Consider the following 21,377-nt stretch of genomic DNA (forward strand, 5'->3'; position numbering starts at 1 on the left):
TCCGGGCCTCGCCCCTTTTTGCCAGCTTCGACGGAGTGCCGCCATGTCGCCCCATCCCGCCCCCAGTGCCGCCCGCGCCCCGCTTCGCGTCGCGCTCGCCGGAATCGGCGTCGTCGGCGGCGGCGTCGTCCGCCTGCTCGAAGCGAACCGCGACCTGATCGCGCGCCGCGCGGGCCGCCCGATCGAGATCGTCGCCATTTCGGCGCGCGACCGGCAGAAGGATCGCGGCATCGACCTTTCCGCCTATCGCTGGGAAGACGATATGGGCGCGCTGGTCGCGGCGGACGACGTCGATGTCGTCGTCGAGATGGTCGGCGGCGCCGACGGTCCCGCGCTGACGCTGGCGCGCCAGGCGCTCGGCGCGGGCAAGGCGCTCGTCACCGCGAACAAGGCGATGATCGCGCACCACGGCCTCGACCTCGCGCGCATTGCCGAACAGGCCGACACCCCGCTCAAATATGAAGCGGCGGTCGCGGGGGGCATTCCCGTCATCAAGGCGATCCGCGAAGGCGCGTCGGCAAACCAGATCGCGCGCGTCTATGGAATCCTCAACGGCACCTGCAATTATATCCTGACCTTGATGGAACGCGACGGCGCCAATTTCGCCGACGCGCTCGCCGCAGCGCAGGCCGAAGGCTTTGCCGAGGCCGATCCGAGCTTCGACGTCGACGGGATCGACGCCGCGCACAAGCTGTCGATCCTTGCCGCGCTCTGCTTTGGCGCGCGGCTCGACATCGACGCGGTTGCGGCGGCGGGCATCCGGAACGTGATCGCTGCGGACATCCGCGAGGCCGAGGCGCTGGGACACCGGGTGCGACTGATCGGCATGGCCGAGCGCGACGACGGAGCGAACGGCGGCGGCCTCTATCAGAATGTCCAGCCGTGCCTCGTTCCCGCCGACCATCCGCTCGCCTATGTCCCCGGCGCGCTCAATGCCGTCGTCGCCGAGGGCAATTTCGTCGGCCGCCTGTTTTTCGAGGGCGCCGGCGCGGGGGCGGGACCGACGGCTTCGGCGATCGTCGCGGACATCATCGACATTGCGCGCGACGAATATGGCCCGGCCTTCGCGATGCCGGTCGACGCACTCGACGAGGCGCCGGCGGCGGACGCGGGCGCGCGCGTCGGCAAACATTATATCCGCCTGATCGTCGAGGACCGCATCGGCGTGCTCGCCGAAATCACCGCCGCGATGCGCGATGCGGGCGTGTCGATCGAAAGCTTCATCCAGCGCGGCGACGAGGAGGGCGGCGGCGTCGTGATCGCGCTCGTCACCCACGAAGCGCCCGCGCGCGCGATCGACGCCGCACTCGCCCCGCTGCGCGCCTCGGCGCATCTGGTCGGCGAGCCCATGCACATGCCGATCCTGGCGCTTTAAGGGCATGACTGTCTTTGGCTGAACAGGCTTGTGTGCTCCCGCGAAGGCGGGAGCCCATCTCCCCGGCGCTTCCTTTTGAACCGACCGGAGATGGGTCCCCGCCTTCGCGGGGACACTCGGTCTTTTCAATCATAAGGACAATCAGGATCTATGGCGTTCCCGCGCCTTCTCCCTCCTCCGCCGTGGCGTCCGCGCCGGGCGCGGTGCGTTCCTTCGCCAGTTCGTAGAGCGGATTATATTCGGGGCCGGGCGGATAGCCCTTGCCGATCGAGATCCAGTTGTAGGGCAGCCGGTCGAGGCTCATCGCCTTTGCCTCGGCGCGCGGCAGCGGAGCGTCGGCCTTCTGTCCGACACCGGCGATCGCGCGCTGTTCGGGGGTCAGGCGATAGCGTTCGGTGTCGTTGCCGCACACGGTGATCGAGCCGTCGTCGGCGGGTTTGCAGCGCTCGATCGGATCGACGAGTTCGCGCGTCCGGGCGATCGCCTCGTCGGCGTCGCGCACGGGTTCGTCGGAGGGCTGCGCCGCGGCGCCGGGCAGCGTCACGCCGCCGACGCACAGGAGCGTCACCAGTGCCCCGAATCGGACGAAGCCTTCTCGACAAGCGGCGCGGGCGACCATATGGCGCACCATGCCGGCCGGGCGGCACAAGTAAAGAGTGGAGAGCGGAAATGACGAAGAGCGGCAGCAATCTCGATCGCGTGCTCGTGCTGGAAATGGTCCGCGTCACCGAAGCCGCGGCGATCGCCGCCGCCAAGCTGATCGGCCGCGGCGACGAAAAGGCCGCCGACGCCGCGGCGGTCGAAGCGATGCGCGCCGCGTTCAACGACCTTTATATGGACGGCACCGTCGTGATCGGCGAAGGCGAGCGCGACGAGGCGCCGATGCTCTATATCGGCGAAAAGGTCGGCGGCGCGCCGGGCAAGGGGCCGAAGATCGACATCGCGCTCGACCCGCTCGAGGGCACGACGATCACCGCGAAGGCCGGCCCCAACGCGCTGGCGGTGCTCGCGATCGCCGAGGAAGGCTGCCTGCTCAACGCCCCCGACGTCTATATGGACAAGCTCGCGGTCGGCCCGGGCTATTCGCCCGACATCGTGACCTTCGACAAGAGCGTGCGCGAGAATGTCGAGGCGGTCGCGCGCGAAAAGGGCTGCGCGGCGCACGACATCATCGTCTGCGTGCTCGACCGCCCGCGCCACGAGGGCATTATCGCCGAGCTGCGCGACATCGGCTGCGGCGTCGCGCTGATCCCCGACGGCGACGTCGCGGGCGTGATCGCGACGACCAACCCCGAGACCAATATCGACATCTATATGGGATCGGGCGGCGCCCCGGAGGGCGTGCTCGCCGCCGCGGCGCTGCGCTGCGTCGGCGGCCAGTTCAAGGGCCGCCTGCTCTTCCGCAACGACGACGAGCGGCTGCGCGCGAAGAAATGGGGCATCGAGGATCTCGACCGCGTCTATGACCTTCAGGATCTGGCCAAGGGCGACGTGATCTTCGCCGCGACCGGCGTCACCGACGGATCGCTGCTGCGCGGGGTCAAGCATCGCCGCGGCGGCGTGCTGACCACCGAAAGCGTCGTGATGCGCGCTTCATCGGGCACCGTGCGCTGGGTGAAGGGCGAGCACCGCATCGGCTGACGGCCTTCGGGCGGGACGGGACATTCGAATTTTCAGAAAATCCCCGCCGCCAGTCCCTCGGCGAGCGCCGCGCCCAGGTCGCGCGCTTCGGCGAGGCGGGCGGGCGGAATCGTCTTCGGCGCGAGGATCGCTTCGGGGGTCTGGGCATCGGTGTTCACGATCATCGGGTCGGCGACGCGCTTTAGCCGCCAGCCGGTCGCGATCCGGTCGAGCTGGCGCTGCGCATTCTCGCCGTCGCTGCCCGCGCAGATGATCGTCGCATAGGCGCGCCCTTCGAGGCGGCCGAGGCAGGGGTAGTAGCAGCGGTCGAACATCTCTTTCATCGCGCCCGACAGCGCGGCGAGATTTTCGGGGCCGATGAACAGATAGCCCGCCGCGGCGAACAAATCCTCCGGATGCACCTCCGCCGCCGGGATCGACACGGCCGCATCGCCCGCCCCCTTTGCCGCCGCCGCGGCGAGCGCGCGGCTGCCGCCGGTCCGGCTGTGCCAAATGATAAGCAGCTTGCTTTTCGCCATCGCCAAATCCCCTATCGTGCCGGCGCAGCGCGGCGCGGCCCCGGCTTGCCAAGCCGGGGCGCGGGACGCAAGCTGGCCGAACCGGGGAGGATGCGATGAAACGCGCGTGGATGATGATAGCGATGTTGCCGTGGGCGGGCGCCGCCGCGGCACAGGACGCGGCGAGCGAGGCGACGCGAACCGCGCAGGCCGAACTGGCGGCGCGGCTGCCGCTCGACGACCCGCAGGATTTCGCCAACGCCGCGCGCGGCAAGATCGCCGAGATCAAGGACGGACTGATCGTCGCCAAGGACGGCAAGGTCATCTGGGATCGCCGCGCCTATGATTTTCTGAACGGCACGGCGGCGCCCGATACGGTCAATCCGTCGCTGTGGCGGCAGGCGCGGCTCAACGCGATCCACGGATTGTTCGAGGTCGTTCCGGACAAAATCTGGCAGCTGCGCGGCTATGATCTGTCGGTGATGACGGTCATCCGCGGCAAGACCGGCTGGATCGTCGTCGACCCGCTGCTCTCCGAAGAAGCCGCGGCGGCGGCGTGGAAGCTGTTCGCCGAAACGGTCGAGGCGAAAGGCGCCAAGCGCCCGATCAAAGCGGTCATCTTTTCGCACAGCCACAGCGACCATTTCGGCGGCGTCGGCGGCATCGTGACGCCCGAGCAGGTGGCGAAGGAGAAGATCCGCATCATCGCCCCGCACGGCTTTTCCGAAGAGGCGACGTCGGAAAATGTCCTCGCCGGCGGCGCGATGAGCCGGCGCGCGCTCTATATGTTCGGGTCGATCCTGCCGCCCGGGCCGAAGGGCCAGGTCGACACCGGGCTCGGTCCGCGGCTGTCGGCGGGGACGATCGGCTACATGGAGCCGACCGAGACGGTCCCGGCGACCGGCGCGACGCTGACCATCGACGGGATCGAATTCGACGCGATGGACGCCGGCGGCACCGAGGCGCCGGCCGAAATGGTCTTCTATATCCCCGCCTACCGCGCGCTGCACACGACCGAGGTCGTCACCCACAATCTCCACAATATCCTGACCCTGCGCGGCGCGCAGGTGCGCGACGCGCTGCGCTGGTCGAAGGTGATCGACGCGATGCTGCTCAAATGGGGCGGCAAGGCCGAGGTCGCGCTCGGCTCGCATCACTGGCCGACGTGGGGCGCGGATAATGTGAAGGCGCTGCTCACCGATCAGCGCGATGCCTATCGCTACGTCCACGACCGCACGCTGTTCCTCGCCAATCGCGGCGCGACGCTGCACGAGCTCGCCGATCAGACGCCCGAAGCGCCGGTGCAGGGCCGCGACTTTTCGACCCGCGATTATTACGGGACGCTCAACCACAATATGAAGGCGACCTATCAGCGCTATTTCGGCTGGTGGGACGGCAATCCCGCCAATCTGAACCCCCTGCCCCCCGAACAGAGCGCCGCCCGATATGTCGCGCTGGCGGGCGGTGCCGACCGGCTGCTCGCGGCGGGACAGGCGGCGATCGCGGCGGGCGATTATCGCTGGGCGGCCGAGCTTTTGAACAAGCTCGTCTTTGCCGAGCCCGACAATGCGGCCGGTCGCGCGGCGCTCGCCTCGGCCTATGACCAGCTCGGCTATCAGGCCGAATCGGGGGCGTGGCGCAACTATTATCTCGCCGCCGCGGCGACGCTGCGCGGCACCGAGCTCGATACGGTGTCGGGCAACGGGCAAAGCCGCTCGTTCGTCAGCGCGATCCCGACGCCGGTTTTTTTCGACGCGCTCGCGACGCGCTTCGACGCCGCAAAGGGCAAGGCGCTCGCCGGCACCTTCCAGTTCGTGCTGCCCGACAGCAAGGAAGCGGTCGCGGTCGTCGTCGAGGGCGGGGTCGAATTCCCGCGCTATGGCGTCACCGATCCGGCGCCGGTCGCGACGATCACCGTCGACCGGGCGACGCTCGACGACGTGATGCTGGGCCAGGCGCAATTTCCGGCGCTGCTGCAATCGGGCGCGATCAAGATCGACGGCGACCGCACCGCCTTCTTGTCGTGGTTCGCGCTGCACCCGCCGGCCGATCCGCGCTTCAACGTGGTGGTGCCTTAGGGCGGGTTCAGGGCATCCAGCCGGCCCAGTCTTCGAGCAGATAGCGCGCGATCGCGAGCGGCGGCGGCACCATGAAGGGCGCCTCCATATCGCCGCCGAGCGCCGCGCGCACCTCGGCGCGGTCGACCCACATCGCCGCCTCGATCTCGGTTTCGTCGAGCGTCAGCGCGGGGTCGGTGGCGACGGCGCGGCAACCGACCATCAGCGACGAGGGAAAGGGCCAGGGCTGGCTCGCGACATAGGTCACGTCCGACACGCGGATTCCGGCTTCCTCGAAAAGCTCGCGCGCGACCGCTTCCTCGAGCGATTCGCCGGGCTCGACGAAGCCCGCGAGCGCCGAGAACATGCCCGGCGGGAATTGCCGCTGGCGCCCGACGAGGACGCGGCCGTCATGTTCGGCGAGCATGATGACCACCGGGTCGACGCGCGGAAAATGCTCGGCGCCGCAGCCGCCGCAGCGACGCCCCCAGCCGGCGCGGAAAATCCCGGTCGGGGACCCGCACACCGCGCAAAAGCCGTGGCGCGCGTGCCAGTCGACGAGGCTGCGCGCGCCGCCATAGAGCGCGAGGTCCTGAGGCGACAGCAGCGGCAGGAGCCGCATCACGGTGCGCGAGCGCGCGTCGATGCGCGCGCCGCGCGGCGCTTCGCGCACGAAATAGGGGATGCCGCGATCGTCGCGGCCGAGCAGCATCAGTGCGCGGTCGTCGGCGGGATCGAGCGGCTCCCAGCGCAGCCCGCCGCCGTCGCCCGGCACGAAATCGACGCCGTCGAGCGCGAGGCAGCGCGCGCGCGGATCGACGCACGCCGCGGCGAACGCCTGCGGATCGGTGCGAAGCTGGTCGGCGCGGTCGAGCCACGCCCCGACAAAACCCAATGGATTGGGCATCAGCTCATCACATCCAGGTAGAAATTCTTGCCGAAATCGGCCTGAAAGGGCAGCGCGTTCGACGGCATATATTGCGTATAGCCGCCGACGCGATAGCCGCGCCTGCGGTCGACGAAGCCCACCGTTCCCGCGGCGCCCGCCCAGCCGTAAAGCCCCTCGCCGGTCGGCGAGGTCGGCAGCGAGACGCGCCCGCCCGCGCCGAAGCCTTCGCCGTCGATGAACGTGCCCTTGCGGTCGATGCTGTCGTCGATCAGGTTCGACATGGCGAGGCGCGCGGTTTCCGGTTTCATGATGCGCACGCCACCCGTCGCGCCCTCGCCGAGCAGCATCGCGAGGAAGCGGTCATAGTCGCGCGCGCTCGAAACCAGCCCGCCGCCGCCATAAGGCACCGGCGGTTTGTCGAGATAGATCGAGCTGGTCGCGGGGTCGATCGGGATCAGCGCGCCCGCGACGGGCGCATAGTTGGTGGTCAGCCGCCCGACCTCGCTCGCGGGAACCTGGAACCAGGTGCTCGTCATGCCGAGCGGATCGAAAAGGCGCGCCTTGAGGAAGGCCTCGAACGGCTGGCCCGAGACCAGCTCGATCACCCGCCCCATCAGGTCGAGCCCGACCGAATAGCTCCAACGCGTGCCGGGCTCATAGACGAGCGGCAGTTCGGCGAGGCGGTCGGCAAAGGCCGCGAGGCTGGGCGCGGGCGTCGCATCGGCAAATCCGGGGATCGGGAGCCGGCTGACCTGCCCGCCGAGGATGCCCGCCTTGTTATAGGCGTCGCGGATCGGCCCCTTCTGGATGATGCCATAGCCGAGCCCCGCGGTGTGGGTGAGCAACTGGCGCACCGTGATCGGCGTCTTTGCCGGATGCACGGCGGTGATCGACCCGTCGGGCGTATCCTGAACCTTCATATTGCGGAAAGCCGGAAGGAAATCGGCGATCGGCTGGTCGAGCCCCATCTTGCCGTCCTCGATCAGCAGCATCGCCGCCATCGCGGTGACCGGCTTGGTCATCGAATAGAGCCGCCACAGCGTGTCGGGGCCGACCGGCCTCGTTGAATCCATCGCCTGCGTCCCCGCGCCGAAATAGAGCGGCGCCTCCTGCCCCTTGCCGATGCAGGCGAGCGTGCTCGCAAGCTCGCCGCGATCGACGAAACCGGTGATGAAGGCATTGGTCGCCGGAAACAGCGCAGCGCCGTCGGCGCGGAACGCAAAGGCCGCGCCGGGCAGAAAGGCCGCGGCGCCGCCGAGCGCCATGCCGCCGAGCAACGCCCGGCGCGAAACCATCCGATTCATCCCTTTCTCTCCCGCATCTTGTCGACGAGCTTGCGATAGAGCGTCGGCAGGCCCGCCGCGTCAAGCGTCGCGAGCGGCCACCATTCGCCTTCCGCTGCGGCAAGCGGGGCTTCGCGCCGCACCAGCGTCAGCCGAAGGTCGAAATGGGTGAAGCCATGATCGACTTCGGCAATCCCCGACTCGGCGGGCGGCATTGCCGCCCACTCGCCGCCGGGCAACGCGCGCATCCCGCCGAGCATCCCCTTTTCGGGACGTCGCACGAGCCACAACCGATCGTCGCGCTCGATCCAGTGGGCGATCCCGTAACGCTGCGGCTTCGCCTTCTTCGCGGGCTTGACCGGCAGGCGTTCGATGTCGGCGCGCCCGCGCGCACGGCAATCGGCGCCGACGGGGCAGCGGTCGCAGGCCGGAGCGCGCGGGGTGCAGACGCCCGCCCCGAGGTCCATCAGCGCCTGCGCGAAATCGCCCGGCCGATCAGCGGGGACCAGCGGCGCCAGTTCAGCCTTGAACGCGCGCTTGGCTGCGGGAAGCGGGGTTTCGATCAGCCGATGACGCGCGATCACCCGCTCGATATTGGCATCGACGACGACCGCGGGCCGGCCGAAGGCGATCGCCGCAACCGCGGCGGCGGTGTAGTCGCCGACCCCCGGCAGGCTGCGCAGTCCCGCTTCGCTGTCCGGAAAACCGCCGCCATGATCGCGGACGATGGCGCGCGCGCAGGCGAGCAGGTTGCGTGCGCGGGCATAATAGCCGAGCCCCGCCCACGCCGCCATGACGTCGGCATCGTCCGCTGCTGCAAGGTCGGCGACCGTCGGCCAGCGCGCGGTGAAGCGCTCGTAATAGCCCGCGACCGCGGCGACGGTCGTCTGCTGGAGCATCACTTCGGCCATCCAGACGCGATAGGGATCGGGCACCCTTCCGCTTCCCGGCGGCACCCGCCATGGCAGCGCGCGCGCCGACCGGTCGTACCAGTCGAGCAGGCGGCCGGCGAAATCGCCGCACGCGGCATCGGGGGGCTCGGAAGTCTGGACGCTCACCCCCCGCCTATGGCATGGCGGCGCGCATGGCGAAAGCAGGCAGCGAGGATAAGCCCGCCAAAAAGGCGAAGGCGAAAACGGGGACGAAAAAGGCGCCCGCGCGCCCCTATGAGCGTCCGCGCGGCGGCGAGCCGCGTGCGATCGCCGACCTCGTCCCCGAGATCGGCCGCGCCGCCTTTCGCAAGTTCGGCTTCATCCAGTCGTCGGTCGTCAGCCGCTGGCGCGAGATCGTCGGCGACCGGCTCGCCGACGTGACCCAGCCCGCGATGATCCGCTTTCCCACGGGGCAGAAGGCCGGCGGCACGCTGCACCTGACGATCAGCGGCGCGCACGCCCCGATGCTCCAGCACGTCACGCCCGACATCATCGCCGCGGTCAATCGCTTCTTCGGCTATGCCGCGATCGCGCAGGTTCGCATGACCCACGGCCAGATCGAACGCGCGCCGCCCGTTCAGCCTGCCGCAATGCTGAAGCCCGTACCCGCCGAGCTGGGGGAGAGTCTGCGCGACATCGGCGACCCCGAGCTTCGCACCGTGCTCGAACGCATGGCGGCGGGGCTCGCGGCACCGCCGAAGCTCCCCAAGATCAGCTGAACGAAAGACCCGATGGCCCGTCCACCCGTCCACATCCCCAGGTATCTTCTCGCCGCCGTGCTGCTGCCGCTGTCGAGCATCCCGCTGCTCACCGCAGCCGCCCCCCCGGCCGCCACCGCCTGGTCGGCGACGATCGGCGAGAGCGGCATCGGCGCCTACAGCGTCGGCAACCCGCAGGCTAAGGTGAAGCTGGTCGAATATTTCAGCTACACCTGCTCGCACTGCGCCGAGTTCGCGAAGGAAGCGGGGGTGCCGCTCAAGGCGCAATATATCGACAAGGGCAGCGTCCTTTTCGAATATCGCAACCTGATCCGCGACCCCGTCGACATGACCGCGGCGATGCTCGCGCGCTGCGGCGGGGCGAAGGCCTTCGCCGCCAATCATCAGGCGATCTTTGCCGCGCAGCCGGTCTGGCTCGCCAAGGCCGCGAAGCTGACCAAGGAGCAGCAGGCGCCATGGTATCAGGGCGCGCTCGGCGAACGCACGGCGCGCATCGCCGCCGATGTCGGGCTCGACGCGCTGATGCGCGGGCGCGGCTATAGCGCGGCGCAGATCAAGGCCTGCCTTTCGAGCGGCGTTGCCGAGGCCGAACTGATGGGGATGACGAATATCGGCCTCAATGCCGACCGCGTGAAAGGCACCCCCACCTTCTTCATCAACGGCCGCCGCGCCGAAGTCGGTCATTGGCCCGAACTCAAAACCCTGCTCGACGCCGCGATCAAGGGCTCCTAATGATTCTGCATCGACGAATGTTTCCGGAGAATGACGTGAAGACCCAGCCCCTTCTGCGCCTCGCCATCCTGTCCTCGCTCGGCGCGCTCGCGCTCGCCGCCTGCGGCGACAGCAAGACCGACACCACCGAAGAGCAAGCGGTGATCGCCAAGGTCGCGCCGCCCGCCGGCAAGAGCTGGTCCGACGTCGTCGCCGTGACGCCCGAGGGCGGCCGCGTGATGGGCAACCCCGACGCGCCGATCAAGATCGTCGAATTCGCGTCGCTGACCTGCCCGCACTGCGCCGATTTCGCGACCGAAAGCCATGAAGAGATGAAGCGCGACTTCATCGACACCGGCCGCGTCAGCCTGGAGCTGCGCAACTTCATCCGCGACGGGCTCGACCTGACCGCCGCCGCGATCACCCATTGCGCGCCGGTCGAGCGCTATTTCCCGCTGACGCAGAGCACCTTTGCCTCGCAGGCGCAGATTTTCGAAGCCGCGCAGGCCAATCCGCAGGGCTATGAGGCCGCGATGAAATCGCCGCCCAGCGTCCGTTTCCAGCAGCTCGCCAAGGCGATGCAACTCGACCAATTCTATCAGTCGCGCGGGATGACCGGCGAACAGGTCAATGCCTGCCTCGGCAAGGTCGACGATATCCAGAAGCTCGAGGATGCGACCAACGAAGCGGTCAAGAAATATGACGTGCGCGGCACGCCGACCTTCCTGATCAACGGGCAGGTCACCGAGGGCGTCGCGACCTGGCCGCTGATGCGCGACCGGTTGCGCACGATGGGCGCGCGCTGACGCCGTCAGATTTGAAGCGCAGAGCGCGCGGAGAAAGAGTTTCACGCGGAGGCGCGGAGGCGCGGAGAAATCGTGCAGGCCGCGAAGCGGCCCTCCGCCCAGCGATTGTGCCAAACCGAACCGCGGCGAAAGAAGGGCCGGCCCCGAATGCCTTCCTCCGCGCCTCCGCGTCTCCGCGTCTCCGCGTGAACCTTTCGACACCTCTTGCGACTCCCCCGCCCGCGCGGCATGACGGCAGCAAAGGGGGATATGTGACGCCGACGTTACACGGCCTGCGATTCGACCGACTGCACGGGGGGTTTTCGTGCAGATAAAACGGCTGCGCCTCACCGGTTTCAAAAGCTTCGTCGAACCCACCGAGCTGCGCATCGAGCCGGGGCTGACCGGCGTCGTCGGCCCCAATGGCTGCGGCAAGTCGAACCTGCTCGAGGCGATCCGCTGGGTGATGGGCGAATCCTCGCCCAAGTCGATGCGCGGCGGCGGGATGGAGGATGTGATCTTCGCGGGCACCTCGTCGCGCCCGCCGCGCGATTTCGCCGAAGTCGCGCTGCACTGCGACACCGGGGGCGCGATTGTCGCCGGGCTGGCGGGCGAGAGCGACGGCGACGAGCTCGAGGTTATCCGCCGCATCGAGCGCGGCGCGGGCAGCGCCTATCGCGCCAACGGCCGCGACGTGCGAGCGAAAGATGTCGCGCTGATCTTCGCCGACGCGGCGACCGGCGCGCACAGCCCCGCGCTCGTCAGCCAGGGAAAGATCGCGGGCGTCATCGCGGCGAAACCCGCCGACCGCCGCGCGATGCTGGAGGAGGCGGCGGGGATCGCCGGCCTCCACGTTCGCCGCAACGACGCCGAGCAAAAGCTGCGCGCGACCGAGACCAATCTCGCACGCCTCTCCGAAATCGTCGCCGACATGGAAGTGCGCGCGAACGCGCTGCGGCGGCAGGCGCGCGCGGCGGAGAAATATAAGAGGCTGAGCGACGAGATCCGCATCGCCGAGGGGCGGCTGATCTATGCGCGCTGGCGCGACGCCGCCGCCGCCGCCGATCAGGCGCGCCGCGACGCCGACGCCGCCGAAGCCGCGGTAAAGGCCGCGCAGGACGAACTCGAAGCCGTGTCGAAGGCGCAGGCCGAAGTCGCGGCCCGCGTCGCCGCGGCGCGCAGCGAGGCACAGGCGCAGCGCGATGCGCTCGCCGAGGCGACCGCGACGCAGGTGCGACTCGCCGGCGAGGAACGGGCGGCGCGGCAGCGGCTCGAAGATCTGGCGGCGCAGCAGGCGCGGCTTGCCGACGACCGCGCGCGCGAGGGCGACCTGGCGCGCGACGCCCACGCCGCGCTGACCGCGCTCGACAGCGAAGCCAAGGAACTGGCGCGGGAAATCGCGAGCCACGATGCCGGCAAGGCGGCGCTCGTCGAGGCGAGCCAGACGGCGCAGACGCGGCTGCGCGACGCCGAAGTCTCGCTCGCGCAGGCACGGGCGAAGGCGGCGAGCGAAGCCGCCGATCGCCGCGTCGCGATCAACGCCCGCGACACCGCCGAAGCGGCGGTGCGCCGCGTCGAGGGCCAGCGCGCGAGCGTCGAGGCCGAAGTCGCCGCGCTCGGCGACAGCGACGCGCTCGCCGAAACGGTCGAACGCAGCGCCGGCGCGGCCGCCGAGGCCGAGGCCGCGATCGAGGCGGCCGAAGCCGCGCTCGAAGAGGCCGAAGCCGACCGCGAGGCCGCGACCGCCGCGCTCGCCGAAATCGACACCGCACTCGCCGAAGCGCGCGCCGCGCTCGCCGCGCTCGAAAGCGAGGCGGCGACGCTCGAACGCGCGCTCACCGCCGCGCGGAGCGATGCGGCGCGCATTCTCGACCGGATCAAGGTGAAGCCCGGTTACGAAGCCGCGCTCGCCGCCGCGCTCGGCGACGACCTCGACGCGGGCACCGAGGAGGATGCCGCGCGCAGCTGGCGTGGGGCCGGGAAGGGCGAGGCCGACCCGGTGCTCCCCGCCGGCACGCGCGCGCTCGCCGAGGTCGTCGACGCGCCGCCCGCGCTGGCACGGCGGCTCGCGCAGGTCGCAGTCGTCGAAAGCGACGCGGGCCAGCCGCTCGCGGCCGGCCAGCGGCTCGTGACCATGGGCGGCGTGATGCGCCGCTGGGACGGTTTCGTCACGCGCGGCGACGGCGCAACCGCGAGCGAGCGATTGATGCGCCAGAACCGCCTCGACGCGCTGGCGGCGCAGCGGCCCGACGCCGAACGCGGGGTGCAGGCGCTGCGCGACCGGCGCGACGCAATGGCGGCCACGCTCGCCGAGCGGACCGACGGCGCCGCGGCCGCGCGCAAGCGGCTCGCCGACGCCGACGAGGCGCGCCGCGCCGCACTGCGCGCCGCCGATCAGGCGCAGGCGGCGCTCGACCGCCACCGCGACGCCGCCGCGCTGTTCGACCGGCGGCGTCAGGAGATCGCCGCGGCCGCGAGCGAAGCCGCCGAAACGCTCGCGGCGCAGGAAGCGACGCTCGCCGCGCTCCCCGACGAAAGTCTCGCCCGCGCGGCGCTCGACACTGAGGAACAAACCGCCGAAGGCGCGCGCGCCGATGCCCATGCCGCGCGCGACGCGCTCGCCGCGCACGAGCGCAGCCTTGCCGGCCTCTCCGAACGGCAAGCGGTCGTCGCCGCCGAAATCAAGAGCTGGAAGGCGCGCGCCGGCGAGGCGGCGCGGCGCGTGACCGACATGGACAAGCGCGGCGACGCGCTCGCCGCCGAAGTCGCGAAACTTGCCGACCTGCCCGAAAAGCTGGCCGCCGAGCGCGCCGCCGCCGAGACGCGGCAGGCCGAACTGCGCGAGCAGGCGGCCGCCGCCGAAGCGCGCGAACGCGAAGCCGAGGCGGCGCTGCGCGAAGCCGAGACGGCGCTGACGACGATCCGCGAGCGCGTCGCCGCAGCGCGCGAAACGCGCGCCGGCGCGGCCGCGCGCTCCGAAAATGCCGAACAGCGCCGGATCGAGATGGGGCGCGTGTCGGGCGAACGCTTCGAATGCCCGCCGCCGCTGCTGCCGCAAAAGGCCGGCTTCGAAAGCGACAGCGTCGGCGACGCTGGCACCGAATCGGCGGCGCACGACCGGCTGATCGGCGAGCGCGAGCGGCTCGGCCCGGTCAATCTGGTCGCCGCCGACGAACTCGCCGAACTCGACACCGAGCGCGAGAAGAGCGCCGCCGAGATCGACGAGCTGCAACAGGCGGTGAACCGGCTGCGCGGCTCGATCGGCAATCTGAACCGCGAAGGCCGCGTGCGGCTGCTCGCCGCGTTCGAGGCGGTGAACGGCCATTTCCAGCGGCTCTTCACGACGCTGTTCAACGGCGGGCAAGCGCATCTGGAGCTCGTCGATTCGGACGATCCGCTCGAAGCGGGGCTCGAAATCATGGCGCAGCCGCCGGGCAAGCGGCTCGGCTCGCTCACCCTCCTCTCGGGCGGCGAGCAAGCGCTGACGGCGGTGGCTCTGATCTTCGGCCTCTTCCTCACCAACCCCGCGCCGATCTGCGTCCTCGACGAGGTCGACGCGCCGCTCGACGACGCCAATATCGAGCGCTTCTGCGACCTGCTCGACCGCATGACGCGCGAGACGAACACGCGCTATCTGATCGTCACCCACAATGCGGTGACGATGGCGCGTATGCACCGGCTGTTCGGCGTGACGATGGTCGAGAAGGGCGTCAGCCGCCTCGTCTCGGTCGACCTTGGCGGCGCCGAGGAACTGCTCGCGGCCGAATAATCAACCCGCGCTTCCCACCACCAGCATCGCCGCGAACACCAGCAGCCCGGCGAAGCGGTTGCTGCGGAACTTCGCGAGCGCGTCGGCGTGGTTTGCCGGATCGAGCGTTGCGACCTGCCCGGTCAGGTGCAAGGCGGCGGGGATGAGCGCGACGAGCACCAGCGGGTCGGGACGGACGTGCCACAGCGCCCCTGCCCACAGCGCGAGCGCCGCCGCATAGCAGATCGCAACCCCGCCGCGGACATGGCGCCCCAGCGCGCGCGCCGCCGACTTCACCCCGACGAGCGCGTCGTCCTCGATATCCTGAAGCGCGTAGATGGTGTCGTAACCGATCACCCACGCGATGCAGCCGGCATAGAGCAGGGGCAGCGCGAGCCCCTGCGGCCCGCCGACCGCGATCCAGCCGACGAGCGCGCCCCAGCTGAAGACGAGCCCGAGCCACGCCTGCGGCCACCAGGTGATCCGCTTCATAAACGGATAGGCGGCGACGAGCGCGAGGCTTGCGAGCGCCACGATCTGAGCAGGCAAGGAAAGCTGCAGCAGCACGACCAGCCCGACGAGAGCGAGCAGCCCCGTCCAGGCAAGCGCCGCCTTCACCGGCACCGCACCGCTTGCCACGGGGCGCGACGCGGTGCGCGCGACCTGTGCGTCGAGGTCGCGGTCGACGATGTCGTTATAGACGCAGCCCGCGCCGCGCATCGCGATCGCGCCGAGCAGCATCCAGAAAAAGAGCGTCCAGTGACTCCGCGCCCCGCCGCCGAGCGCGAGGCCCCACGCGCACGGCCAATAGAGCAGCCACCAGCCGATCGGACGGTCGAAACGCGCGAGCAGCGCATAGGGCCGCGCCCGCGCGGGCAGCAGCGCGAGAAAGCCCTGATGCTGGCTGTCGGGAGGATGGATCGCCGTCATCACGCGCGCGAGCGATAGCAGCCGCAGCGCCGGGGATAAATGGGCGATTGCGCGCCCGGGTCAGCTACAGCTTGAAACCGACGCCGCGGGCGAGGGATTATAGACTTTCGACAGGTCGCGGCCCTCGCGGATGTTGAATGCGGCGGTCGAGCGGATCGTCTTGGGTCCGAGCCACTTTCCATAAAGCAAAGGCTGATATTCATAGGAAATTTCGACGAACATCACGGCGGTTCCCGCCGCCGCCGTCACTTCGCTGCCTTCAGGGCCCATGCCCTTGAAATCGGTGCCCGTCGCGCCGGTCCCTTGCGGCCCATAGCTCGAATCGACGTCGAGGCTGCCGAAGCAGCGCTGCCAGTGGATCCATTGCCCCCCGTCCGCATTGCGTTCGAGGCTCGACAGGATGATCCGCCCGTGCTGCGCGAAATCGAGCCCGCGCGCCTGTTCGGCGACACCGGTGAATACCTCGTTGATGTCGAGTTCGCGCACCTGCGGCTGCGACAGGTTGCTGCCGAAGGCGATGCGCGAGGCGTTGTCGGCGGCGCTGAGGCCGATCTGGCTGATGCGCGTGTTGACGAGGGTCAGGTTGGCGACCTCCATCCCGGCAAATCCTACGAAGACGAGGAAGGGGATGGCGAAGCCCATCTCGATGAGAACCGTCGCGCGCCGATCGCGCGCGAAACGCATCGCGGCGGGGGCGAATATCCGGAAGCGGCGTGCTAGTCGCATATGACCTCGCTCGTTTCGGTGCTGGTCGTATAGGGCTGGTTGCGCAGGACGGTCGTCGACTTCAGCGTCACGACCTGCGACTGGCCGAGCATGCGCCAGACCGGCAGGACGCGGGTGATCCGCATCGACGCGGTATAGAGAACGACGTCGTCGGCGCCGCCGTTGCCCGTCTGCCCGCGATCGCTGTCCCAGACGCCGTTGCCGTTGACGTCCTCGAAGCACTCCCCGGCATCATATTCGCCGTTCTTGTTCGTATCGTTGAAGGATTCGGGATCGCCGACCTCGTCGTAGCTGTTGTAGGCGAGGCGCGTAAAGCTGACCTGGGCATCGGGAAAGACGTTCAGAACGCGCTCGCGTACACTCGCGTCGAGCGCCGACTGGTCGCTGGCATTGGTTTCGAGCGTCGCGTCGCGCGCGGCCTTGCTGACCGCGCCCTGCAACACCTGGTTCGCATACATCTGCCACGAGAAATCGAAGATGCCCATGATCAGCAGCAGGAAGAGCGGCGCAGTGAGCGCAAACTCGACCACGGCAATGCCGCTTTCGTCGCGGCCGAGGCGACGCGGACCGCGCCGGACGAACGGCCGCCCGATCATTGCGACAGCCTCAGCTTCGAGATTTGCCGGGCGATCGCCTGGAAATTCTCGTTGAGCGAGGCGGCATTCTTCGCCTCATAGGCCTTGCCCGGGCTCGCGCAATTTTCGAGCGAGCTGTTGAGCGAAGTGCCGAAACTGACCACCCAGACGGTGATATTCTTCCGCTTGGCAGCAGTGCATAGCTGCTGGAACCGGTTGTTGTGGAGCGACGTCAAGCTGGTGCTGTAGGTGCCGCTGACGCGGTGCATCAATTCCTCATAGCCCTGGAAGGTCAAATTGCCCCAGTTCGGCGCCATCTCGCCGTCGGTCATGAAGATGATGTGGCGGCTGATCGGGCGCTTGTTCGGCGCCTCGGCATTTTCGTCGGCAAACATGCCATCGGGCGACAGCAGCCGCACCCCCCACACCATTCCGGCGTCGTGATAGGTGCCGCCGAGCGGTTTCAGCGAATTGATATAATCCTCGAAATCGCTCTTGTCGGCCGCAGTCATCGTCGTCAGCTTCATCGCCGCCGCCGGGCAGACACCCCAGCCATTGCTCCAATAGCGCGAGTAATTTTGCCAACTGCCGTTAGTGTCGGTCTCTTGAGAGATCCGCCGCCGCCCGTATGAATCATAAACATCGACCGTCAGCGCACCGCTCGTAGACGGACTCGAACCGGGACTGGCCGCGCGCGGGAAGGCCACTTCGGGGATCAGCAGCTGCCATTTGGTAAACTCGTCGCCGGTCGGTGCGCTGTCGACGTCCATGTCGAGAGCATCGCTGGACGCAGTCTCGTCGTCATCGAAGGGTTCAGTGAAGCGCTCCATCACGCAGCCGCCCCAATTGTAGGAGCGGCTCGCGCCATTGTCGCCAGTGTCGGTCACCAAGGCCGAGCCCGATTTGACACTCGACACATCGAACAGCCGGTCTTCGTAGCGATATCTATTCTCGAAGGACGACGAGGTTGGATTGCTCGCCGCCGCGTGGGTGAAGGTCACCTCGCGCCCCTGTAACAGACATTTTCCGTCCGACCATGTATAACGATAATTATAGCGGCGATGCACGGTCTTGTTGTCGTTGACGTAGCGACGCGTGCCATTTTTGTCGACGAACCAGGTCGTGCGGTTCATGCTTGGTGTCGCCGCCGATGTCGATTCCGAATCGGCAGGCGGTGTAAGACCCGAGCAGAAGCTGCTCGACGGGCTGGCGACCGCGGTGATCGTCGACCAATCGCCATAGCTCGTCGTGCCCGTTGTCACGCCCGAGGGTATATTGCCGCCGCTCCAATTGTAGCGGATCACCGGCGTGCGCGAGGGCACGAGCATATAGTCGGAGATCCAGTCGGGATCCTTGTCCATCAGGATCGCGCCGACATTGGCGGTCGAGCTGTACGGAACGACCCCGAAGCGCAGCCGGCCGTCGCCGATCTCCGCCGTGGTCAGCGTGTCGAAGAAATCGACTGCGGCGGTCTGAAGCGCGGTGATGCGGTTGACCGTGTCGCCCGAATTGGTGCTGTTCATCGACCCGGTGACGTCGAGCACCATCATCACGTCGGCGTTCGAAATTTCGAGCTTCGCCGTGCAATTCACCGCGAGGTCGAATTTGGTGAAGCCGAAAATCTGCATCAAGGCGGTGGGCAGGCGCGCGCTCGCGGTGCCGATGACGTCCGACGGGCTGCTCGCCTCCGACGCGAAGCTGATCTCGCTGCTGCCATATATGCCGTCGGGGAAGTTGAAGTCGAACATCTTGTTCGCTTCGGCCTCGGCAGCGTCGGTATAGGTGCCGCCGGCCATCGCACGGCGGCCCGCGAGCACGCCCGCGTCGCACGCCTGCTGCAAGCGAAGCTGGGTCATATAGGCGCGGCCGATATCGACCGCCGAGCCGACGATACCAACGAGCGGCACCACCGCGGCGGCTGTGAGCATCAGGGCGTTGCCGCGCTGGTCGCGAAGAAGCTTCCCGGCGCCCGAGCGGAAGCGGCGAATGATGGTCCCACGCATGGTCACTGACCCCCTCTAGGACCAGGCGCGCGGCCCACTCAGATGCGCGTCTGGCACAATGCACCTAAGGCCAAACTGCTTACCAAATGGCTAATCGCCGCAGGGCAATAGTCGCCGTGCCGCACCGGATTCGGCCCAAAGCGGGACGGTTCGGCCGCACCGGCGAAACTATGGGCGCGCGGGCGTCCTTCTGCTATCGCTCCGCCATGCCCGCCACCCCCGCCTGGCCGCCCGCCAGCACCCCCCGCCTGTTCGTCGACCAGCCGCTCGGCCCCGACGCCGCGCCGACGCTCGACGGCGCGGCCGCCCATTATCTGCTCAACGTGATGCGCATGAAGCCGGGCGATCCGCTGTTGCTCTTCGACGATCGCAGCGGCGAATGGCTGGCGACCGTCGCGGACGCGAGCAAGCGCGCGCTGACCCTGCGCGTCGAGCGTCAGACGCGCGACCGCGAAACCGTGCCCGACCTCTGGCTCTGCTTCGCGCCCGTCAAGAAGGCGCGGCTCGACTGGATCATCGAAAAGGCGACCGAGCTGGGCGTCCGCCGCCTGCAACCGGTGATCACCGAGCGCACGATCGTCGAGCGCGTCAAGCGCGAACGGCTCGAGGCGCAGATCGTCGAGGCGTGCGAGCAATGCGGGCGCACCGCACTCCCCGAACTCGCCGATCCGGTGAAGCTGCCCGCGCTGCTCGCGGATTGGCCCGCCGGCCGCGCGCTGCTGTTCGCCGACGAAGCGGGCGGCGCGCCGCTCGCGCGCCTCGACGCGCCCGCGCCCGCGGCGATCCTGACCGGACCCGAGGGCGGCTTCACGACCCGCGAGCGCGAGTTGTTGCTGCAAGCGCCCGCCGTCCGCCGCATGACGCTCGGCCCGCGCATCCTGCGCGCCGAAACCGCGGCGATCGCCGCGATGGCGGCGTGGATGGCGGCGCACGGCGACTGGCGGGCGGCCGGCGAAGGCGCGGATGCCGGGGCGGCCGACATCATTTGAAGCGGCGATCGAATCCCCCTCTGGTCAGACGCGTCGCCGCTCCCTAAATGGCGCCATGAGCACGCGAACGGTTTCGGATCAAAACGATCCCATCATCGAAAGCCGCGACCAGCTCGCGGCGCCCATGATCAAGGGGGAAAAACCGCGCGAGGCCTGGCGCATCGGGACCGAGCACGAGAAGTTCGTCTATCGGACGAGCGACCACCGCGCCCCCTCTTACGACGAGCCCGGCGGCATCCGCGACCTGCTCATGGCGCTCACCCGCTTCGGTTGGGAACCGGTGATCGAGGGCGGCAAGGTGATCGCGCTGTCGGGCAGCGACGGCACGGTCAGCCTCGAACCCGCAGGCCAGCTCGAACTGTCGGGCGCGCCGCTTGAAAATCTGCACCAGACCTGCGCCGAGACGGGGCGCCATCTGAAACAGGTGAAAGAGGTCGGCGCCGAACTCGGGCTCGGCTTTCTGGGCCTCGGCATGTGGCCCGACAAGACGCGCGGCGAGCTGCCGGTGATGCCCAAGGGGCGCTATGAAATCATGCTCCGCCATATGCCGCGCGTCGGCTCGCTCGGGCTCGACATGATGCTGCGCACCTGCACCATCCAGACGAACCTCGACTATGCGTCCGAAGCCGACATGGTGCAGAAATTTCGCGTCAGCCTCGCCCTGCAGCCGCTCGCGACCGCGCTCTTCGCCTCCTCGCCCTTCACCGAGGGCAGGCCGAACGGCTATCTTTCCTATCGCAGCCATATCTGGACCGACACCGACCCCGCGCGCACGGGGATGCTGCCCTTCGTGTTCGAGGACGGCTTCGGATATGAGCGTTACGTCGATTATATGCTCGACGTGCCGATGTATTTCGTCTTCCGCGACGGCAAATATATCGACGCCGCGGGGCAGAACTTCCGCGATTTTCTGCGCGGCGAACTCCCCGCGCTTCCCGGCGAATTGCCGCGGCTTTCCGACTGGACCGACCATCTCTCGACCGCCTTTCCCGAGGTGCGGCTCAAAAGCTTTCTCGAGATGCGCGGCGCCGACGGCGGGCCGTGGAACCGCATCTGCGCGCTGCCCGCGCTGTGGGTCGGGCTGCTCTATGACCAGAGCGCGCTCGATGCGGCGTGGGATATGGTCAAGGGCTGGAGCATCGCGGAACAGCAGGCGCTGCGCGACGCGGTGCCCAGGGACGGCCTCTGCGCCCCGGCGCCCGGCGGCGGCAGCGTCGGCGATCTCGCACACCGGGTGCTGGACATCGCCGCCGCAGGCCTCGCGGCGCGCGGCGAGGTCAATTCGATGGGCGACAATGAGGTCGGCTTTCTCGAACCGCTGCGCCGGATCGCCAAGAGCGGCAAATCGCCGGCGCACGACCTGCTCGACCGCTACGAGGGTCCGTGGGGCGGCGATCTCTCTCATATTTATGAAGAATTGAGCTTCTAGGCCCGTTTCGGCGAGTCGCTGCGGTGCAGCAATTCTGCAACACTGTCGTCACGAAACTCAGCGGCGGTGCGCTCGGCCGTTGACCGCG

The 21,377-nt window shown here is 68.7% G+C and carries 18 protein-coding genes; 9 read left to right on the forward strand and 9 right to left on the reverse strand.

Translation table 11 applies throughout. The features are described 5' to 3' along the window. Positions 1 to 43: 43 nt before the first annotated feature. On the forward strand, positions 44 to 1,375 hold the full coding sequence (locus CHB69_RS09525) for a homoserine dehydrogenase (RefSeq protein WP_089215777.1): 1,332 nt from the start codon (positions 44 to 46) through the stop codon (positions 1,373 to 1,375). Between the two features lie 148 nt (positions 1,376 to 1,523). On the opposite strand, the gene CHB69_RS09530 is transcribed toward CHB69_RS09525, so the two are convergent. Then, positions 1,524 to 1,943: a hypothetical protein gene (locus tag CHB69_RS09530; RefSeq protein ID WP_245836671.1), complete on the reverse strand. Its 420-nt coding sequence runs from the start codon at positions 1,941 to 1,943 to the stop codon at positions 1,524 to 1,526. A 101-nt stretch (positions 1,944 to 2,044) separates the two neighbouring features. On the opposite strand from CHB69_RS09530, the gene glpX reads away from it, so the two are divergent. After that, the gene (glpX, locus tag CHB69_RS09535) at positions 2,045 to 3,016 is read left to right on the forward strand and encodes a class II fructose-bisphosphatase (protein WP_089215778.1); all 972 of its coding nucleotides are present in this window, start codon (positions 2,045 to 2,047) and stop codon (positions 3,014 to 3,016) included. 32 nt (positions 3,017 to 3,048) lie between these two features. Here the strand turns inward: glpX and CHB69_RS09540 are convergent, their stop codons facing one another. Further along, positions 3,049 to 3,534 (reverse strand): flavodoxin family protein, encoded by a 486-nt coding sequence (locus CHB69_RS09540; RefSeq protein WP_089215779.1) that lies wholly within the window; start codon positions 3,532 to 3,534, stop codon positions 3,049 to 3,051. Positions 3,535 to 3,629: 95 nt separating this feature from the next. On the opposite strand from CHB69_RS09540, the gene CHB69_RS09545 reads away from it, so the two are divergent. Further along, on the forward strand, positions 3,630 to 5,591 hold the full coding sequence (locus CHB69_RS09545; protein ID WP_089215780.1) for an alkyl/aryl-sulfatase: 1,962 nt from the start codon (positions 3,630 to 3,632) through the stop codon (positions 5,589 to 5,591). Between the two features lie 7 nt (positions 5,592 to 5,598). Here CHB69_RS09545 and nudC read toward each other — a convergent pair whose 3' ends face one another. From nudC to CHB69_RS09560, 3 genes are read right to left on the reverse strand one after another with little or no spacing between them, the layout of a single operon-like run. Then, positions 5,599 to 6,477 carry an NAD(+) diphosphatase gene (gene nudC / locus CHB69_RS09550; protein ID WP_089215781.1) on the reverse strand — a complete coding sequence of 293 codons (879 nt, stop codon included), beginning with the start codon at positions 6,475 to 6,477 and terminating at the stop codon, positions 5,599 to 5,601. Further along, a complete protein-coding gene (locus CHB69_RS09555) occupies positions 6,477 to 7,763 on the reverse strand; it encodes a serine hydrolase domain-containing protein (protein WP_089215782.1) in 1,287 nt (428 codons plus the stop codon). Before CHB69_RS09555 ends, nudC begins: the two co-directional genes overlap by 1 nt. Then, complete coding sequence (locus tag CHB69_RS09560) at positions 7,760 to 8,800, reverse strand: A/G-specific adenine glycosylase (RefSeq protein WP_170935506.1); 1,041 nt, start codon at positions 8,798 to 8,800, stop codon at positions 7,760 to 7,762. The genes CHB69_RS09555 and CHB69_RS09560 overlap by 4 nt, the downstream gene beginning before the upstream one ends. A 26-nt stretch (positions 8,801 to 8,826) precedes the next feature. On the opposite strand from CHB69_RS09560, the gene CHB69_RS09565 reads away from it, so the two are divergent. The 4 genes from CHB69_RS09565 (at position 8,827) to smc (ending at position 14,658) form a co-directional block, all read left to right on the forward strand. Next, positions 8,827 to 9,393, forward strand: a complete 567-nt coding sequence (locus tag CHB69_RS09565; RefSeq protein WP_089215935.1) for a DUF721 domain-containing protein — start codon at positions 8,827 to 8,829, stop codon at positions 9,391 to 9,393. A 12-nt stretch (positions 9,394 to 9,405) separates the two neighbouring features. Further along, a complete protein-coding gene (locus CHB69_RS09570; RefSeq protein WP_089215783.1) occupies positions 9,406 to 10,125 on the forward strand; it encodes a thioredoxin domain-containing protein in 720 nt (239 codons plus the stop codon). 35 nt (positions 10,126 to 10,160) lie between these two features. Further along, positions 10,161 to 10,910: a thioredoxin domain-containing protein gene (locus CHB69_RS09575; RefSeq protein WP_245836675.1), complete on the forward strand. Its 750-nt coding sequence runs from the start codon at positions 10,161 to 10,163 to the stop codon at positions 10,908 to 10,910. A gap of 304 nt (positions 10,911 to 11,214) precedes the next feature. Next, positions 11,215 to 14,658, forward strand: a complete 3,444-nt coding sequence (gene smc / locus CHB69_RS09580; protein WP_089215785.1) for a chromosome segregation protein SMC — start codon at positions 11,215 to 11,217, stop codon at positions 14,656 to 14,658. Here the strand turns inward: smc and ubiA are convergent, their stop codons facing one another. From ubiA to CHB69_RS09600, 4 genes are read right to left on the reverse strand one after another with little or no spacing between them, the layout of a single operon-like run. After that, entirely contained in the window at positions 14,659 to 15,567 is a 909-nt protein-coding gene (ubiA, locus tag CHB69_RS09585; RefSeq protein WP_089215936.1) for a 4-hydroxybenzoate octaprenyltransferase, read from the reverse strand. It lies immediately after the preceding gene. A gap of 60 nt (positions 15,568 to 15,627) precedes the next feature. After that, the gene (locus CHB69_RS09590) at positions 15,628 to 16,293 is read right to left on the reverse strand and encodes a TadE/TadG family type IV pilus assembly protein (protein ID WP_089215786.1); all 666 of its coding nucleotides are present in this window, start codon (positions 16,291 to 16,293) and stop codon (positions 15,628 to 15,630) included. Next, positions 16,284 to 16,889: a TadE/TadG family type IV pilus assembly protein gene (locus tag CHB69_RS09595; protein WP_089215787.1), complete on the reverse strand. Its 606-nt coding sequence runs from the start codon at positions 16,887 to 16,889 to the stop codon at positions 16,284 to 16,286. The genes CHB69_RS09590 and CHB69_RS09595 overlap by 10 nt, the downstream gene beginning before the upstream one ends. After that, positions 16,886 to 18,871: a TadE/TadG family type IV pilus assembly protein gene (locus CHB69_RS09600; RefSeq protein WP_089215937.1), complete on the reverse strand. Its 1,986-nt coding sequence runs from the start codon at positions 18,869 to 18,871 to the stop codon at positions 16,886 to 16,888. Before CHB69_RS09600 ends, CHB69_RS09595 begins: the two co-directional genes overlap by 4 nt. Before the next feature lie 206 nt (positions 18,872 to 19,077). Here CHB69_RS09600 and CHB69_RS09605 point away from each other — a divergent pair, with 206 nt between their 5' ends. Both CHB69_RS09605 and CHB69_RS09610 read left to right on the forward strand, forming a co-directional pair. Continuing rightward, complete coding sequence (locus CHB69_RS09605) at positions 19,078 to 19,860, forward strand: 16S rRNA (uracil(1498)-N(3))-methyltransferase (RefSeq protein ID WP_089215788.1); 783 nt, start codon at positions 19,078 to 19,080, stop codon at positions 19,858 to 19,860. A gap of 55 nt (positions 19,861 to 19,915) precedes the next feature. Further along, the gene (locus tag CHB69_RS09610; RefSeq protein WP_089215789.1) at positions 19,916 to 21,289 is read left to right on the forward strand and encodes a glutamate--cysteine ligase; all 1,374 of its coding nucleotides are present in this window, start codon (positions 19,916 to 19,918) and stop codon (positions 21,287 to 21,289) included. Positions 21,290 to 21,377 lie beyond the last annotated feature (88 nt).

It is taken from the genome of Sphingopyxis indica (assembly GCF_900188185.1).
Taxonomy (GTDB): domain Bacteria; phylum Pseudomonadota; class Alphaproteobacteria; order Sphingomonadales; family Sphingomonadaceae; genus Sphingopyxis; species Sphingopyxis indica.

Coding starts and splice junctions, on each gene's coding strand:
- CHB69_RS09525 (WP_089215777.1), top strand. CDS start 44: ATGTCGCCCCATCCCGCCCCCAGTGCCGCCCGCGCCCCGCTTCGCGTC.
- glpX (WP_089215778.1), top strand. CDS start 2,045: ATGACGAAGAGCGGCAGCAATCTCGATCGCGTGCTCGTGCTGGAAATG.
- CHB69_RS09540 (WP_089215779.1), bottom strand. CDS start 3,534: ATGGCGAAAAGCAAGCTGCTTATCATTTGGCACAGCCGGACCGGCGGC.
- CHB69_RS09545 (WP_089215780.1), top strand. CDS start 3,630: ATGAAACGCGCGTGGATGATGATAGCGATGTTGCCGTGGGCGGGCGCC.
- nudC (WP_089215781.1), bottom strand. CDS start 6,477: ATGCCCAATCCATTGGGTTTTGTCGGGGCGTGGCTCGACCGCGCCGAC.
- CHB69_RS09555 (WP_089215782.1), bottom strand. CDS start 7,763: ATGAATCGGATGGTTTCGCGCCGGGCGTTGCTCGGCGGCATGGCGCTC.
- CHB69_RS09565 (WP_089215935.1), top strand. CDS start 8,827: ATGGCGAAAGCAGGCAGCGAGGATAAGCCCGCCAAAAAGGCGAAGGCG.
- CHB69_RS09570 (WP_089215783.1), top strand. CDS start 9,406: ATGGCCCGTCCACCCGTCCACATCCCCAGGTATCTTCTCGCCGCCGTG.
- ubiA (WP_089215936.1), bottom strand. CDS start 15,567: ATGACGGCGATCCATCCTCCCGACAGCCAGCATCAGGGCTTTCTCGCG.
- CHB69_RS09590 (WP_089215786.1), bottom strand. CDS start 16,293: ATGCGACTAGCACGCCGCTTCCGGATATTCGCCCCCGCCGCGATGCGT.
- CHB69_RS09595 (WP_089215787.1), bottom strand. CDS start 16,889: ATGATCGGGCGGCCGTTCGTCCGGCGCGGTCCGCGTCGCCTCGGCCGC.
- CHB69_RS09600 (WP_089215937.1), bottom strand. CDS start 18,871: ATGCGTGGGACCATCATTCGCCGCTTCCGCTCGGGCGCCGGGAAGCTT.
- CHB69_RS09605 (WP_089215788.1), top strand. CDS start 19,078: ATGCCCGCCACCCCCGCCTGGCCGCCCGCCAGCACCCCCCGCCTGTTC.
- CHB69_RS09610 (WP_089215789.1), top strand. CDS start 19,916: ATGAGCACGCGAACGGTTTCGGATCAAAACGATCCCATCATCGAAAGC.